Source organism: Streptomyces luteireticuli (assembly GCF_041519305.1).
Taxonomy (GTDB): Bacteria; Actinomycetota; Actinomycetes; order Streptomycetales; family Streptomycetaceae; genus Streptomyces; species Streptomyces luteireticuli.
On sequence record NZ_CP167927.1, the window covers coordinates 2768688 to 2784919 of the forward strand.

General features: G+C 73.0%; 11 protein-coding genes. 8 read left to right on the top strand and 3 right to left on the bottom strand.

What is annotated here, in order from left to right; all coding sequences use genetic code 11:
- The first annotated feature begins 44 nt into the window (after positions 1 to 44).
- Complete coding sequence (locus AB8735_RS11770) at positions 45 to 1958, top strand: hypothetical protein (RefSeq protein WP_372407054.1); 1914 nt, start codon at positions 45 to 47, stop codon at positions 1956 to 1958.
- Positions 1959 to 2024: 66 nt separating this feature from the next.
- Positions 2025 to 2705, top strand: coding sequence for a TetR/AcrR family transcriptional regulator (locus AB8735_RS11775; protein ID WP_372407055.1), 681 nt, complete (start codon positions 2025 to 2027; stop codon positions 2703 to 2705).
- Here AB8735_RS11775 and AB8735_RS11780 read toward each other — a convergent pair.
- Positions 2674 to 4092: an alpha-amylase family protein gene (locus AB8735_RS11780; RefSeq protein ID WP_372407056.1), complete on the bottom strand. Its 1419-nt coding sequence runs from the start codon at positions 4090 to 4092 to the stop codon at positions 2674 to 2676. The two genes, AB8735_RS11775 and AB8735_RS11780, sit on opposite strands and share 32 nt — an antisense overlap.
- A gap of 277 nt (positions 4093 to 4369) precedes the next feature.
- Between AB8735_RS11780 and AB8735_RS11785 the strand changes: the two genes are divergently transcribed.
- The 6 genes from AB8735_RS11785 (at position 4370) to AB8735_RS11810 (ending at position 11350) form a co-directional block, all read left to right on the top strand.
- The gene (locus AB8735_RS11785) at positions 4370 to 5689 is read left to right on the top strand and encodes an extracellular solute-binding protein (protein ID WP_372407057.1); all 1320 of its coding nucleotides are present in this window, start codon (positions 4370 to 4372) and stop codon (positions 5687 to 5689) included.
- The gene (locus tag AB8735_RS11790; protein ID WP_372407058.1) at positions 5686 to 6627 is read left to right on the top strand and encodes a carbohydrate ABC transporter permease; all 942 of its coding nucleotides are present in this window, start codon (positions 5686 to 5688) and stop codon (positions 6625 to 6627) included. Before AB8735_RS11785 ends, AB8735_RS11790 begins: the two co-directional genes overlap by 4 nt.
- On the top strand, positions 6624 to 7463 hold the full coding sequence (locus tag AB8735_RS11795) for a sugar ABC transporter permease (RefSeq protein WP_372407059.1): 840 nt from the start codon (positions 6624 to 6626) through the stop codon (positions 7461 to 7463). Before AB8735_RS11790 ends, AB8735_RS11795 begins: the two co-directional genes overlap by 4 nt.
- Before the next feature lie 276 nt (positions 7464 to 7739).
- Entirely contained in the window at positions 7740 to 9371 is a 1632-nt protein-coding gene (locus tag AB8735_RS11800) for a glycoside hydrolase family 13 protein (protein ID WP_372407060.1), read from the top strand.
- 23 nt (positions 9372 to 9394) lie between these two features.
- Complete coding sequence (locus tag AB8735_RS11805; RefSeq protein WP_372407062.1) at positions 9395 to 10450, top strand: LacI family DNA-binding transcriptional regulator; 1056 nt, start codon at positions 9395 to 9397, stop codon at positions 10448 to 10450.
- Positions 10451 to 10486: 36 nt separating this feature from the next.
- The gene (locus AB8735_RS11810) at positions 10487 to 11350 is read left to right on the top strand and encodes a phosphatase PAP2 family protein (protein ID WP_344031944.1); all 864 of its coding nucleotides are present in this window, start codon (positions 10487 to 10489) and stop codon (positions 11348 to 11350) included.
- Positions 11351 to 11530: 180 nt separating this feature from the next.
- On the opposite strand, the gene AB8735_RS11815 is transcribed toward AB8735_RS11810, so the two are convergent.
- Positions 11531 to 14617 carry a bifunctional [glutamine synthetase] adenylyltransferase/[glutamine synthetase]-adenylyl-L-tyrosine phosphorylase gene (locus tag AB8735_RS11815; RefSeq protein ID WP_372411826.1) on the bottom strand — a complete coding sequence of 1029 codons (3087 nt, stop codon included), beginning with the start codon at positions 14615 to 14617 and terminating at the stop codon, positions 11531 to 11533.
- Positions 14618 to 14695: 78 nt separating this feature from the next.
- The gene (glnA, locus tag AB8735_RS11820; protein ID WP_344031606.1) at positions 14696 to 16057 is read right to left on the bottom strand and encodes a type I glutamate--ammonia ligase; all 1362 of its coding nucleotides are present in this window, start codon (positions 16055 to 16057) and stop codon (positions 14696 to 14698) included.
- Positions 16058 to 16232 lie beyond the last annotated feature (175 nt).

The following is a 16232-nucleotide window of genomic DNA, read 5'->3' on the forward strand; positions in this document are numbered from 1 at the left end:
TCCGAGCGGAGGTGACCATCGCACCATTCACTCGTTCTACGGACGTGGAGCAGCAAGCAACAGCCCCCCGTCCGCGCGCCGCCCTCGATGCCGCCGTCGGCCCCGCCCTCGACATCGACCGGGCCGAGGCCGCGCTCATCGAGCACTACCCCCGCCTCGTCCGCCTCGGCTACCTGGTGCTCCCCCCGGCCCTCGGCCGCCACCGCCGCGTCCTGGCCGCGCACGCCCTCGTCCAGCGCGCCCTGCCGCGCACCCGGCCGGAGGCCGGGGAGCCCGCCCCGGCCGGCGACCCCGGCTACGCCTACGTCCGTCTCCGCGTGCTGCGCGCCGCCCTCGACGCGGCCCGGCCGCGCGGCCGCTTCGCCCTGCCGCGGGCGGGCCAACTGCCGCCGCTCCTGCCGCAGGTGTGGGGCCTGCGGCTGTTCCCCCGCTCCGGCGGCGCCGACGAACTCGCCCTGGACCAGGCCCTCGGCCGGCTCTCCGCCCCCGCCCGGGCCGCCTTCGTGCTGCGCGCCCTGGAGCTGGGCGCCGACCGGGAGGTGCGGGCGCTCCTGGAGGCCGCCGGGGTCGAGGACCCGGGCGCGGCCGTCGCCGAGGCGACGGCGCTCCGCGTCCCGCCCGGCTCCCGGGAGGGCACCCTGCTCAAGTCCGTGGAGTTCGACCCCTGTTCGCTCCAGGCCCGGCCCACGGACCTGATGCACCGCCGCCGCCATCTGCGCGCGGCCGCGATCGGCGTCGCCGCGGCCGCCGTGTGCGGGGCGCTGCTGCTGTCGTTCACCGGCGGGAACCCGGACGGGGCCGCCGCCCCGCCCTACGCGCGCAACGCCGCGGCCGAACAGGCCCTGGACCCGGGCCTGTTGACCCGCGCCGAGCCCGGCGTCTGGAGGAGCGCCGACCGCCCCGGCTTCGCGTCCTGGCCCGCACGCGGCTCCCGGACCGACGACGAGGCGCTGCTCCGCCGGGCCCTGGCCGTCTGGGCCCGCCCGGGCGACGGGGTGCAGGTGACCGCCACCCCCGGCACCCCCTCCGGCCCCGCCGCCGGTCCCGCCCAGCTCCTCTACGCGGGCGACGTCGACTCCGCCGCGGTCGTCCTCCTCTACGACGGCCTGCGCGTCGTCCGCTACGCCGAGGCGCGGTCCGGCGACGGCACGGGGGCGGCCGCGCTGGACTTCGCCCGGGCCGACGCGGCCGACACCGACACGGCCGCCGCCGTCGTCGTCGGCCGCACCGACGGCAACGTCCGCTATCTGACCGCCCCTTGGGTGACCTCGGCCGCCGCCCGCGACCTGCTCGCACCGGGGCAGGCCGCGCGCCCGCTGCACCGGAACGCCGACGGGCTGACCGACCCCGTGGCCGGGCCCGCGGCGACGGGCGACTGCCGCGCCTGGCCCGCCCTGCAGCTGGGGCCGCGCCTGGTGACGGACCTGGGCGAGCTGGTCCCGGCCCGGCTGACCACCGGCGCCCCGGGCGCCACCGCCGCCTCCCCCGCCCCCTGGTCCCACACCGCCTGCCAGCTCCAGCCCCTGCGCTCCCAGGGCGTGCGCTCCGTCCACCTCTGGCACTTCGCCCACCAGCAACTCCCGGGCGGGGCCGGGGCGGCCGACTGGTACTGCACCCGCGCCGAGACCTGGCGCGGCACCGGCAGCCGCGCCGTCGCCCAGTTCCAGGCCCCCGGCGCCCGCCCCGCGGACCGGGCCGCGGTCGTCGGCCGCGCCGGCGACTCCCCCGCCTGCGGCCCCCGTTCCCCGCACGCCCTGGCGGGCGGCCTGTGGCGCTCCCCGGGCGGGACCTGGTACGCGCTGGCGGCGGGCAGCGAGGACGTGACGTCGCTCGCGGCCACCGGCGGCGTCCACGGCACCGAGCCCGGCCCGACGGCCTTCTGGCCCGCGTCGGCGGACGCCCGGGCGGAGTTGAGCGGACGGCTGCGGGACGGGGGGAAGGTGGCGCCGCTGCGGTGACCCTTCCGCGGCGAGCCGCTGCGGTGAGCTTTCGCCCGCCCACGGGCGACCGCTTAGGATGCCCGCATGACCACCGCGACCCGTAGCCGCCGCCGCATGGACGTGGCGCGGCGACGCGAGCAACTCATCGCCGTGGCCCTCGACCTGTTCAGCCGGCGCCCGCCCGAGCATGTCTCGCTCGACGACATCGCGGCCGCCGCCGGGATCTCCCGTCCGCTCGTCTACCACTACTTCGCGGGCAAGCAGAGCCTCTACGAGGCCGTACTGCACCGCGCCGCCGAGGACTTGGCGGGACTGTTCGCGGAGCCCCGCCAAGGCCCGCCCGGGGAGCGGCTGTTGGGCGTCGTCAGGCGCTTCTTCGACGTCGCGGAAGAGCCGGGCGCGGGATACGCCGTCCTGCTGCGCGAGAGCACCGACCTGACCGGCCGGGTACGCGAGGCCGCCTACGCGCACCTGCTCGACCAGTTGGCCGTCGGAGAGCCCGGTCCCCGTCTGGAAGTAGCCCTGCGGTCATGGGTCTCCCTGACGGAGACGACGGCCCGGCTGTGGCAGGAGGGCCAAGGGCCCGGCATTCCGCGTGCGGAGCTGGAGTCGCAGCTCGTGCACGCCTTCGTGGGACTGACGGCGGCGAGCGCGGCGCATGACGCCGGCATGGCCGCCGTGCTGCGGCGCATTCTGGAGAACGAGCCGGAGGACGGCCCCTTCGTGGGCGCGGTCAGCGCGGTGAGCACGCTCGTGACCCTGTGACCGCCCCTGTGACCGACCCTGCGGCGAGCAGGGCCAGCGCCGTGTCCGGGGCGACGGTCGCCGTGAACCGGCCGTCGGGGCCGACGCGCACCCACCGTCCACCCTGTACGTCGCAATGGTCGCCGGCCGGCAGTGAGGTGGTGAACTCCCTGACCAGGGGGGTCCGTCCATGATTGAGGACGACGTGGCCCCGGTCGCCGCGGCCGAAGGCCACGGCGTCGTGGCCGTCGTCCCACCAATGGGTGACGGGCGCGTCGCGTACGGCGTTCCGGAAGGCGACCATGCGGGCGATCTCGGGCCACCGGTGCTGGCAGGTCCAGCCGTCCTGCCAACAGGCCCGTACCGTCCCGCCGTCGGGCGGTCCCGCATCACGGTCGTCGAAGTCGTAGCCGGAGTGGACATCCGGTGAGCCGTACGGCCAGGCGAGCAGGAAGACGTTGGCCAGCGTGTAGGCGGCACCGGACCTGCGGCTGAGGGTGCTGCCGTCCCGCTCGGTGTCCCAGTTGTCGACGAAGACGGAGGCCCGGCGGCCGGGCAGGTAGCCCCGCCCCTCGCCGAAGTCCCGCAGTTCCGGGAGGTGTCCGGGCTCCAGGGCGCGCCGCAGATCGCGGGCGTAGCGGAATTCCTGGACGTCGCCGGTGTCCAGGTACTCCTCGGGGCGGACCGCCTCGTCCGCGCCGAAGATGACCTCCTGCTTCCAGTAGGACCTGGGGCGGGTGGTCCGCGCCTTGACCGCCGCGAGGTCGGCGCTCGCAATGTGCTTCGCGCCGTCGATGCGGAAGCCGTCGGCCCCCAGGGCGAGCAGGTCGTCGAGGTAGCGGGCCAGCCGCTCACGAACGTAGGGGCTGCCGGTGTCCAGGTCGGCCAGGCCGAGGAGTTCGCAGTTCTGGACGTCGTCGCGGTTGCGGTAGTCCGCGATCGGACGGCGGCAGCGATGGAAGTCGGCATCGCGGTAGGTGCCCGGGTAGTCGTACTTGGCGTACGCCGAGCCGCCGGTGCCGGTGCCCGACCCGGCAGTCATGTGGTTGATCACGGCGTCCACGACGACCTTGACCCCCGCCCGGTGGCAGGCGGAGGTCATCCGGGCGAAGGCCGCGCGGTTGCCGAGCCGTCCGGCGATCCGGTAGCCGACGGGCTGGTAGGAGGTCCACCACTGCGGGCCCGCGATGTGCTCCTGGGGCGGCGAGACCTGGACGTAGCCGTAGCCGGCGGGGCCGAGGGCGGTGGCGCACTCCCGGGCCACGGAGTCGTAGCGCCACTGGAACAGCACGGCGGTGACGTCCCGTTGACCCGGTGGAGCGGCCGTCGCCCGTGGGGACGACCACAGAAGGCAACCCACCAGCAGCAACAGAACCGCCGACAGCGCACGGCGTGCGGCTCCGGACACGTCACCACCCCCACACGGCCCTTGCGGACATCGGGCACCGGCGCAGTGCCCGAGACCGTACGTGCCGCTGCTGTGACGGTCAACCCCGGTCGGGGCGCGCCTCTCACATCGCTTGCCGACTCCCCGAAGCCCCCGGGCGCACCGGGGACTTCGGCTCACCCTGAGGCACCGGCAATTCCTTGCAACCTCTTTCGCAAGAGATTGCAGCCTGTTAACTTCCTCCTCAGCCCAGGGCCGCCCCGCCTCCCGGACCGGCCCTCGTGACGAGGAGATCCCTGTGCGAAGAGGCACATCGCGAAGAGGCATATCGATCGCCGCCGCCCTCGGCGTGCTGGCGCTCACCGCGACCGCCTGCGGCAACGGCGGCGGAAGCGACGGCGGCAGCGGCGAGAAGGCCGCCAAGGACCCGGGCAGTGTCAGCGGCACCGTCACCTGGTGGGACACCTCCGACGCCACCAACGAGGCCCCGGCCTTCCGGAAGCTGGTGAAGGAGTTCGAGGCCAAGTACCCGAAGATCAAGGTCGATTACGTCAACGTCCCCTTCGACCAGGCGCAGCAGAAGTTCAAGACCGCCGCGGCCGCCGGCCGGGGCGCACCCGACGTGCTGCGGGCGGACGTCGGCTGGACCCCCGGCTTCGCCCAGCTCGGGTACCTCAAGGACCTCACCGGGACACCGGCCCTCGACCGGCCGGAGGACTTCCTCCAGGGGCCGCTCAAGAGCGCCGCGTACGAGGGGAAGACATACGGGGTTCCGCAGGTGACGGACACGCTCGGGCTGCTCTACAACAAGGAGCTCCTGCGGAAGGCCGGGGTCGGCAGGCCGCCGGCGAACTGGGGGGAAGTGAAGGATGCGGCGCGGAAGATCAAGGAGAGGACCGGGGCGGGCGGCGTCGGGCTGAGCCCGGACAGCTACTACTCCCTCCCCTTCCTCTACGGCGAGAAGAGCGACATGCTCGACGTGCCGGGGAAGCGGATCACCATTGCCGACGACGCCTCGCGCAAGGGGATCGAGACCGCCGTCGACCTGGTCAGGTCCGGCGCGGCACCGAAGCCGGCCGGCACGGACGGCTACAACGCGCTGAAGACCGACTTCAAGAGCGGGAAGCTCGCGATGCTGCTCGACGGCCCCTGGGCGACCAAGGAGCTGTTCGGCGGGGACGCGTTCAAGCAGCGGGAGAACCTGGGCATCGCCCCGGTCCCGGCCGGTTCCACCGGGGTCGCGGGGGCCCCGGTGGGCGGCCACGACCTCGTCGTCTACGCGGGCTCGAAGAACTTCGACGCCTCGTACCTCTTCACCCGGTTCATGACGGACACCGAGCGGCAGCAGGAGGTGTCCACGGCGGTCGGGCTGCTGCCGACGCGAACGTCCGCCTATACGAAGGAGGTTCTGGCCGATCCGGTGCGCAAGTCCTTCCACGACGCGCTGGCCACCGCCCATCCGCGCCCGCCGATCCCGCAGGGCGGCGACCTGTTCACGGTCTGGCTCCAGCACTACACGAGGATCCTGACGCTGAAGGAGGAGCCGCAGGCGGGGCTGGACGCCACCGCGAAGGAGTGGAAGTCCGCGCTCCTCAAGGACTACGCGGTCGCGTCATGAGCGTCATGACGAGGCTCCGGCGCTCCCTCACCACCCACTGGTACGCGTGGGCGATGGTGTTGCCCGTGGTCGTCGTCCTGGGCGTCCTCGTCGGCTACCCGCTGGGCAAGGGCATCTACCTGTCGTTCACCGACGCGAACGAGGCCAACACGGCCCGGACGATCGGCGTCAACCACATTCCCTCGACGTACGGGTTCGTGGGACTCGACAACTACTGGCGGGTGCTGTCGGGACAGGAGGGCAACTTCTACGGCCGGCTGGGCTGGACGGTGGTGTGGACGGCGTCGTGCGTCGTCCTGCACTACGCACTCGGCCTGGGGCTGGCGCTGCTGCTCAACCGGCCGATGCGGCTGCGCGGGCTCTACCGCGTGCTGCTGGTCCTGCCGTGGGCGGTGCCCGCGTTCGTCGCCACGTTCTCGTGGCGGCTGATGTTCAACGAGAAGTACGGGGTGCTCAACGCGGTCCTCGACCGGCTGGGCGTGGGCGCCGTGGACTGGCTCGGCGACAGCACCCTCCAGAAGGCGGCGGCCGTCGCCGTCAACGTGTGGATGGGCGTGCCGTTCATGATGGTGGCCCTCCTCGGCGGGCTCCAGGCCATCCCGGCGGAGCTGCACGAGGCCGCCGAGATGGACGGCGCCTCGCCCTGGCAGCGGTTCCGGCACGTGACGCTGCCGGGCCTGCGGGCCGTGAGCGGGACGGTGGTCCTGCTGGGCACCATCTGGACGTTCAACATGTTCCAGGTCATCTACCTGTTGATCGGGCAGGGCGCGAGCTCGGAGAGCGAGATCCTGGTGACGTACGCCTACCGGCTGGCCTTCCAGGGCATCCGCGACTACGCGGGCTCGGCGACGTACGGGATCCTGATCCTGTCGCTGCTGCTGGTGTTCGCGACCTTCTACCGGCGGACGCTGGCGCGGCAGGAGGTGGCGGCGCGGTGAAGGCCCGTACGCGGGGCGTCCGTTCGCGGGGGGCATCTGCGGCGCTGCACGCCACTCTCGTCGTGGCGTCCCTGGTGTCGTTGTTCCCCGTCCTCTTCGTCGTCCTCGTCTCGCTGCACGGGCGGGACGGCTGGCAGGAGCCGACGCGGATCGGGGGCCTCGGCCTCTCCAACTACCGCTACATCCTGGGCGATACCGCGTTCCTGACGTGGTTCGGCAATTCGCTCGTCGTCGCGCTGGGGGCGACCCTGCTGGGCGTCCTCGTCGCGGCCAGCGCGGGGTACGCCGTCTCGCGCCTGCGCTTCCCCGGCCACCGGCCGCTGATGTGGACCTTCCTGGTCGCGCAGATGTTCCCGATGGCGGTGCTGATCGTGCCGCTGTACACGATCCTCGGGCAGTTGGGCCTGCTGGACTCGTACGCGGGGCTGATCCTCACGTACTGCTCGGTGTCCGTGCCGTTCTGCGCGTGGATGCTCAAGGGGTACTTCGACACGATACCGGCGGAGATCGACGAGGCCGGGCGGGTGGACGGGCTGACGCCGTTCGGGACGTTCTGGCGGCTGGTGCTGCCGCTGGCGCGGCCGGGGCTGGCGGTGACGGGGTTCTACTCGTTCATCACGGCGTGGGGCGAAGTGGCGTTCGCCAGTCAGTTCATGAGCAGTGAGGAGCACTACACGTTGGCGGTCGGGTTGCAGACGTTTGTGGGGCAGCAGAAGGCGGAGTGGGGATTGATGACGGCTGCGGCCGTCCTCATCACCGTCCCGGCCGGGGTGGTGTTCTTCCTGGCGCAGCGCCATCTGATATCCGGCCTGACGGCCGGGGGGACGAAGGGGTAGCCCTGGCGCGGCCGCGCTCCGCGCGGGGTTTTCGCCCCCGCCCCGCCCTTTCACCTCCCCCAGAGGGGGTGCCCCCATCCCGGGGCTCCGCCCCTCGGCCCCACAACGCGGCTGCGCCGCGTTCGTCCTCAAACGCCGGACGGGCTGAAAAATCAGCCCGTCCGGCGTTTGAGGACACCCGCGCGGAGCGCGCAAGAAACGGTGAAAGGGCGGGCCAGGGGCACAACTCCCCACCAACCACCCGCACCCACCCAACCACCTACACCAAGGACCCCCATGACCCAGAACACCACCCCCGTCACCACACAGGCAGCCCCCTCCACCCCGTCCGGCCAGGACAGTTGGTGGCGCCACGCCGTCATCTACCAGATCTACGTCCGCTCCTTCGCCGACAGCGACGGCGACGGCATCGGCGACCTCCGCGGCGCCCGCGAACGTCTGCCGTACCTCGCGGAGCTGGGCGTCGACGCCGTCTGGCTCACGCCGTTCTACGCCTCGCCGCAGGCGGACGGCGGATACGACGTCGCCGACTACCGCGCCGTCGACCCGCTGTTCGGCGATCTCCAGGACGCCGACGACCTCGTCCGGGAGGCGCACCGCCTCGGTCTGCGGGTCATCGTCGACATCGTGCCGAACCACACGTCCGACCGGCACGCCTGGTTCCGCGAGGCGCTCGGCGACCGCCCCGGCGGCGCGGCCCGCGCCCGCTACCACTTCCGCCCCGGCCGCGGGGCGCACGGCGAACTGCCGCCCAACGACTGGGAGTCGGTCTTCGGCGGACCGGCCTGGACGAGGACGGACGGCGGCGACGGCGAGTGGTACCTCCACCTCTTCGCCCCGGAGCAGCCGGACCTGAACTGGGAGAACCCCGAGGTCGCCGCCGAGTTCGCGTCCATTCTCCGGTTCTGGCTGGACCTCGGCGTGGACGGCTTCCGCGTCGATGTCGCGCACGGCATGGTCAAGGCCCCCGGGCTGCCCGACATCGGGCGAAAGGAACAGGCCAAACTCATCGGCGCCCAGGTGCTGCCGTTCTTCGACCAGGACGGCGTGCACGCGATCCACCGCTCGTGGCGGCGGCTGCTGGACTCCTACGACGGCGAGCGGATCGGCGTGGCCGAGGCGTGGGCGCCGACCGCCGAGCGGCTCGCCCTGTACGTGCGCCCGGACGAGCTGCACCAGGCGTTCAACTTCCACTTCCTGACGTGCCCCTGGGACGCGGCGGAGATGCGCGAGGTCATCGACGCGTCGCTGGAGTCCACCGGCTCGGTGGGCGCACCGGCCACCTGGGTGCTGTCCAACCACGACGTCGTACGGCACACCACCCGTTACGGCGGCGGGGAGCGGGGCGGCCGCCGGGCCAGGGCGGCGGCGCTGCTGATGCTGGCGCTGCCGGGCTCGGCCTACGTCTACCAGGGCGAGGAGCTGGGGCTGCCGGAGGTCGTGGACCTGCCGGACGCGGTGCGCCAGGACCCGGCGTTCTTCCGGGGGGACGGCCAGGACGGCACCCGGGACGGCTGCCGGGTGCCGATCCCGTGGGAGGGCGCCGAGGCGCCGTACGGCTTCGGCCCGGCCGGCAGCTGGCTGCCGCAGCCCGCGGAGTGGGGCGCGCTGTCGGTGGCGGCGCAGTCCGGCGACCCGCGCTCGACGCTGGAGCTCTACCGCTCCGCGCTCGCCCTGCGGCGGCGGCTGCCGGGGCTGGGCGACGGCCCGATGTCCTGGCGGACGGACGTGCCGGAGGGCGTGCTCGCCTTCTCCCGGCCGGGGTTCGTGTGCACCCTCAACACCCTCGGCGAGGAAGTGGAACTGCCTGTTCCAGGGCGGCCGGTACTCGCCACCGCCCCGCTGGAGTTCACCGGCGGCACCGTCCGGCTGCCCGCCGAGACCTGCGTCTGGTGGGAACTCCGATGACGGGACCGGTACAGTCACCTCCCGTGACCGCACGGCTGGCCGACATCGCAGCCCAGGCGGGTGTCAGCGAAGCAACCGTCAGCCGCGTCCTCAACGGGAAGCCGGGGGTGGCCGCGTCCACCCGCCAGTTGGTGCTGGCCGCGCTCGATGTGCTCGGCTACGAACGGCCGGTGCGGCTGCGGCAGCGCAGCGCGGGCCTGGTGGGCCTGATCACCCCCGAGCTGGAGAACCCCATATTCCCCGCCTTCGCCCAGGTGATAGGGCAGGCGCTGACCCGCCAGGGCTACACCCCCGTCCTGGCCACCCAGACCCCCGGCGGCTCCACCGAGGACGAGCTCACCGAGATGCTCGTGGAGCGCGGCGTCGCCGGCATCATCTTCGTCTCCGGCCTGCACGCGGACACCTCCGCCGACATGCAGCGCTACGAGCGGCTGCGCGCCCAGGGCGTCCCGTTCGTGCTCGTCAACGGCTTCTCGTCGAAGGTGCGGGCCCCCTTCGTCTCCCCCGACGACCGGGCCGCGATGCACCTCGCCGTCACCCATTTGGCGGAGCTGGGCCACCGCGGGATCGGCCTGGCCCTGGGCCCCCGGCGGTACGTGCCCGTCCAGCGGAAGATCGAGGGCTTCCTGCGGGCCATGAAGGACCAGCTCGGCGTGGGGGCGGACGACGCACAGGAGTTGATCGAGCACTCCCTGTTCACCCTGGAGGGTGGCGAGGCGGCGGCCGCCGCGCTCCTGGAACGGGGCTGTACGGCCGTGGTGTGCGCCAGCGACATGATGGCCCTGGGAGCGATCCGGGCGGCCCGCAGGGCCGGTCTGGAGGTCCCCCGGGACGTCTCCGTCGTCGGCTTCGACGACTCCCCGCTCATAGCGTTCACGGATCCGCCGCTGACCACGGTCCGCCAGCCCGTGCGCCCCATGGGGCAGGCGGCGGTGCGCGCGCTGCTGGAGGAGATCGGCGGGACCCCGCCGCCGCACAGCGAGTTCGTCTTCCTGCCGGAGCTGGTGGTGCGGGGTTCCACCGGTGCGGCGGTCGCGGCGAACCAGGCCGAAAGCCGCCAAGACCCACCCCAGGGATGATCTGCGCTCCTCCGGTCTCTGGCACACTGTGGGCCTATGGGTGAAGCGACAGCAAGGACCCTGGAAGGCCGTACGGCCGCCCCGCCGCCCAACGGGGAAGGCGCGGACAGGCCGCCCGCGGACCGTCGCCCGTCGGACCGCCGCCCTCCGCTGCGCGGACGGCGCTCCCCCCGCAGGCCCCGGCTCTGGTTCGAAGTGCTGCTCATCGCGGTCAGCTACTGGCTCTACTCCCTGGTGCGCAACGCCGTTCCCGAGCAGAAGGAACAGGCGCTGCGCAACGCGGACTGGATCTGGAGCGCGGAACGGACCCTGCACATCGCCGTCGAGGACACGGTCAACCGGGCCGTCGATTCGGTGACCTGGCTCGTCGTGGGGATGAACTACTACTACGCCACGCTCCACTTCGTCCTGACGATCGGGGTGCTGGTGTGGCTGTACCGCCGCCACCCCGGGCGGTACGCCGCCGCCCGCCTCGCCCTCTTCGCCACGACGGGTGTGGCCCTGCTCGGTTACTACCTGTTCCCGCTCGCGCCGCCGCGGTTGATGCCGGGCGGCGACTTCGTCGACACGGTCGTCGTCCACCACACGTGGGGGTCGATGGCGTCCGGCAACCTCGCCGACGTCTCCAACCAGTACGCCGCGATGCCGTCGATGCACATCGGGTGGTCGGTGTGGTGCGGCGTCATCATCGCGGTGATCGCGGGGCGGAGGTGGGTGAAGGTGCTGGGGGCGCTGTATCCCGTCGCGACGCTCGTCGTCATCGTGTCGACGGCGAACCACTTCTGGCTGGATGCGGTGGGGGGGGTGTTGTGCCTGGGGTTCGGGTTTGCGCTGTCGTATGTGTGGTACGGCGCGTTCCCGTACCGGCTGGCGAGGGAGGTACCGGCCGTCGGCCGGTAGGGGTTTTTCTCCCCGCCCCGCCCTTTCACCGTTTCTCGCCGCGCTCCGCGCGGGTGTCCTCAAGCGCCGGACGGGCTATTCAGCCCGTCCGGCGCTTGAGGACTGGGGGTGCCCCCTCTGGGGGAGCGCGCAGCGCGTTGCTGCGGAAACGGTGAAAGGGCGGGGCGGGGAGAAAAACCCCTACGCCCCATAGAACCGCTCCTCCACCACCGTCCGCGCCCTCCGCGTAGCCCTCCGGTAGTCGTCCAGCATGTCCCCGACATGACCGGGCCCGTACCCCAGATACCGCCCCACCGCCGCCAACTCCCGCGCGTCGCCGGGGAACGAATCCCCCGACCTCCCCCGCACCAGCATCACCGCGTTGCGCACGCTCGTCGCCAGCACCCACGCCTCGTCCAGGATGCGCGCCTCCTCCGCCGGCAGCAGGCCCGCCGTGCGCGCCGCGGCCAGCGCCTCGCGGGTGCGCGTCGTGCGCAGGCCGGGCTCGGCCCAGCCGTGCCGCAGTTGCAGCAGCTGGACCGTCCACTCCACGTCGGACAGGCCGCCGCGCCCGAGCTTGGTGTGGAGCGTGCGGTCCGCGCCGCGCGGCAGGCGTTCCGTCTCCATGCGGGCCTTCAGGCGGCGGATCTCGCGGACGGCGTCCTCGCCGAGGCCCTCGGGCGGGTACCGCAGCGGGTCGATGAGGTCGACGAAGCGGCGGCCCAGTTCCTCGTCGCCGGCCACCGGCTCGGCGCGCAGCAGCGCCTGGCTCTCCCAGACGAGCGACCAACGGCGGTAGTACGCCGCGTAGGAGCCGAGGGTGCGCACCAGCGGGCCGGACCTGCCCTCCGGGCGCAGGTCGGCGTCGATGGGCAACGGCGGGTCGGCGGTGGGCAGTTGCAGGAGGCGGCGCATCTCGTTGGCGACGGCGAAGGCGGCCTTGGCGGCCTCCTCCTCGCCGACGCCCTCGCGCGGCTCGTGCACGAACAGGACGTCGGCGTCGGATCCGTAACCCTGTTCGTGGCCGCCGAAGCGGCCCATGCCGATGACGGCGAAGCGGGTGGGCAGGGTGTCGCCCCACTGCGCGCGCACGGCGGCGCGCAGGGCGCCGGCGACGGCCGCGGCGTTGAGATCGGAGACGGCCTTGCCGACGATGTCGCAGCGGCTGCCGTGGTCGCTGCCGGCGGTCTCGGCGAAGCCGCGCGAGCCGGTGCCGTGTTCGCCGTTGACGTGCGCCTCGGCGCCCGAACCGGCGCGCCCGTAGGCGCCGATGATGTCCGCGGCGGCGGTGCGGAACAGCTCGCGGCGCCGCACCCCGCGCACCGCGACGATCGCGGCCTCCGCGTCCTCGGCGCGGCCGACGGCGGCGAGCGTCTCCTGCTCCAGGGCCTCGCGGTCGCGCGGGCGCAGCCCTTCGGGGGCGCCGAGGATGGCGACGGCCTCGGGGGCGCGCAGCAGCAGGTCGGGGGCGAGGCGGCCGGCGGAGAGGACCCGGGCGAGGTTCTCGGCGGCGGCGCCCTCGTCGCGCAGCAGCCGCAGATACCAGGGGGTTTTGCCCAACGCGTCGGAGACCTTGTGGAAGTTGAGCAGTCCGGCGTCGGGGTCGGCGGAATCGGCGAACCAGCCCAGCAGCACGGGCAGCAGCGTACGCTGAATCGCCGCCTTCCGGGTCACTCCCGAGGCAAGGGCCTCCAGATGGCGCAGTGCGGCGGCCGGGTCCGCGTAGCCGAGGGCTTCCAGGCGCTGTCCGGCGGCCTTGGGGCTGAGCCGGATCTCGCCGGGTTCGAGTTGTGCGACGGCGTCCAGCAGCGGCCGGTAGAAGAGCTTTTCGTGCAGCCGGCGCACTTCGCGGGCGTGCCGCCGCCATTCGCGGTCGAGTTCGGCGACCGGCTCCGTGCGGCTGGGCCAATTGAACTGCTTGGCCAGCGACCGGCCGAGGCGGCGCAGTCCGGCCTCGTCCTCGGGCACGAGGTGGGTGCGGCGCAGCCGGTGGAGCTGGATGCGGTGCTCCATGGCGCGCAGGAAGCGGTAGGCGGCGTCGAGGGCGGCGGCGTCGGCCCGCCCAACGTAGCCGCCGGCGGCGAGCGCGGCGAGCGCCTCCAGGGTGCTGCCGCTGCGCAGCGTCGCGTCGCTGCGGCCGTGCACCAGTTGGAGGAGCTGGACGGCGAACTCGACGTCGCGCAGGCCGCCGGGGCCGAGCTTGAGTTCGCGGTCGACGCGGTCGGCGGGGATGGAGGCGATGACGCGGCGGCGCATCTGCTGGACGTCGGGGACGAAGTTGTCGCGCTCGGCGGCCTGCCACACGAGCGGGGAGACGGCGTCGACGTACCGCCGCCCGAGCCCCGGGTCGCCGGCCACCGGCCGGGCCTTGAGGAGGGCCTGGAACTCCCAGGTCTTGGCCCAGCGCTGGTAGTAGGCGAGGTGGCTGCTCAACGTCCGTACCAGCGGCCCGTTGCGGCCCTCGGGGCGGAGATTGGCGTCGACGGGCCAGATGGTGCCCTCGGGGGTGACGTCGGAGCAGACCCGCATCATCCGGGAGGCGAGTCTCGTCGCGGCCTGGAGGGCGGGGCCCTCGGCGGCGGTGCCCCGCGCCTCCGCGACGAAGATGACGTCCACGTCCGAGACGTAATTGAGCTCGTGGCCACCGCACTTGCCCATCCCGATCACGGCGAGCCGGCAGGCGGCGGCGTCGTCCGGGTGCTCGTCCGCCGCGATCTCCAGTGCCGCCCGCAGCGTGGCCGTCGCCAGGTCGGCGAGCTCGGCGGCGGTCTGGGCGACGTCGGCGGTGCCGGTGACGTCCCGGGCGGCGATGGTGAGCAGACAGCGGCGGTAGGCGGCGCGCAGGGCGTTGGAGGGGGCGAGGCCCTGCTCCCGTCCGGCCGCGGCGCCCTCGGCCAGGGCCCGTTCGAAGACGGCGGTGTCCGGGTGGAGGTCGCCGGTGTCGAAGGCGTCGAGCGCGTGCCAGTCGCCGGGGTGGCGGGCGAGGTGGTCGCCGAGCGCCTCGGAGGCGCCGAGCACCCCCAGCAGCCGGTCGCGCAGCGGCTTGGCGGCGGCGAGGGTGTCCAGCAGCGTCCGCGCCCCGGCGTCGCCGAGCGCCTCGACGAGCCGGACCAGCCCCTGCAGCGCCAGATCGGGATCGGCGGTGGCCCCGAGCCCGTCGAGCAGGACGGGATCGTCCCGCACCGCCGCCAGCCCGTCCGCCTCCAACAGCCTTCCGGCGGCCGCGGGATCGGTGAACCCGTGCCGCACCAGCCGGCTGAAGGTGCTGCTCCTGCGCCCCGGCACCATCGCCCCGCCGCCTCCGGTCCGACCATGTTCGATCAAGTTCCCGACGGCCAGCCTAGCCGCCGGGCACCGCCGGGAGGGTCACAGCACCGGCAGCATCTTGCGCAGTTCGAAGGCCGTGACCTCGCTGCGGTACTCCTCCCACTCCTGCTTCTTGTTACGCAGGAAGAAGTCGAAGACGTGCTCGCCGAGGGTCTCGGCGACCAGTTCGCTGCGCTCCATCAGCTCGATGGCCTCGCCGAGGTTCTGCGGGAGGGGGGCGATGCCCATCGCGCGGCGCTCGGCGTCGGAGAGGGCCCAGACGTCGTCGTCGGCGCCGGGGGGGAGTTCGTAGCCCTCCTCGATGCCCTTGAGGCCGGCGGCGAGGAGGACGGCGTAGGTCAGATACGGGTTGGCGCCGGAGTCGATGGAGCGGACCTCGACGCGGGTGGAGCCGGTCTTGCCGGGCTTGTACATGGGGACGCGGATGAGGGCGGAGCGGTTGTTGTGGCCCCAGCAGATGTACGCGGGGGCCTCGCCGCCGGAGCCGGCGGTGCGGCCCGAGCCGCCCCAGATGCGCTTGTAGGAGTTGACCCACTGGTTGGTGACGGCGGAGATCTCGCCGGCGTGCCGCAGCAGTCCGGCGATGAAGGACTTGCCGACCTTGGAGAGCTGGTACTCGGCGCCCGACTCGTGGAACGCGTTGCGGTCGCCCTCGAAGAGGGAGAGGTGGGTGTGCATCCCGGAGCCGGGGTACTCGGAGAACGGCTTCGGCATGAAGGTGGCCTGCACGCCCTGCTCCAGCGCGACCTGCTTCATGATCAGCCGGAAGGTCATGACGTTGTCCGCGGTGGAGAGCGCGTCGGCGTAGCGCAGGTCGATCTCCTGCTGGCCGGGCGCGCCCTCGTGGTGGCTGAACTCGACCGAGATGCCCATGGATTCGAGCATGGTGATCGCCTGGCGGCGGAAGTCCAGGCCGACGCCGGTCGGGGTGTGGTCGAAGTAGCCGGAGGAGTCGGCGGGCACCGGGCGGGTGCCGTCCACCGGCTTGTCCTTGAGGAGGAAGAACTCGATCTCGGGGTGGGTGTAGAAGGTGAAGCCGAGGTCCGAGGTCTTGGCCAGAATGCGCTTGAGGACGTAGCGCGGGTCGGCGTACGAGGGCGAGCCGTCCGGCATCAGGATGTCGCAGAACATCCGGGCGGTGCCGGGGGCCTCGGCGCGCCAGGGCAGGATCTGGAAGGTCCCCGGGTCCGGCTTGGCGATCATGTCGGATTCGTACACCCGGGCGAATCCCTCGATCGCGGACCCGTCGAAGCCGATCCCCTCGTCGAAGGCCTGCTCGAGCTCGGCCGGAGCGACGGCGACCGACTTCAGATAGCCGAGCACGTCCGTGAACCACAGCCGCACGAAGCGGATGTCGCGCTCCTCGAGGGTACGGAGCACGAACTCCTGCTGCTTATCCATAGCTACCTATCCTCGCTGGTCAGGCCGTCCGTCCCCGGCCGCGGGGCAGGCCGGGGGCACATCAGCATCCCACCACACGATTTCGGACGCATTGCGCACGGGCGTCCGGACGCGTACGTCGCCGTGGGCGTCCGCCGTCCCCGCCCCCATCCTGGCCCCGCAGCCTCCATTGTGG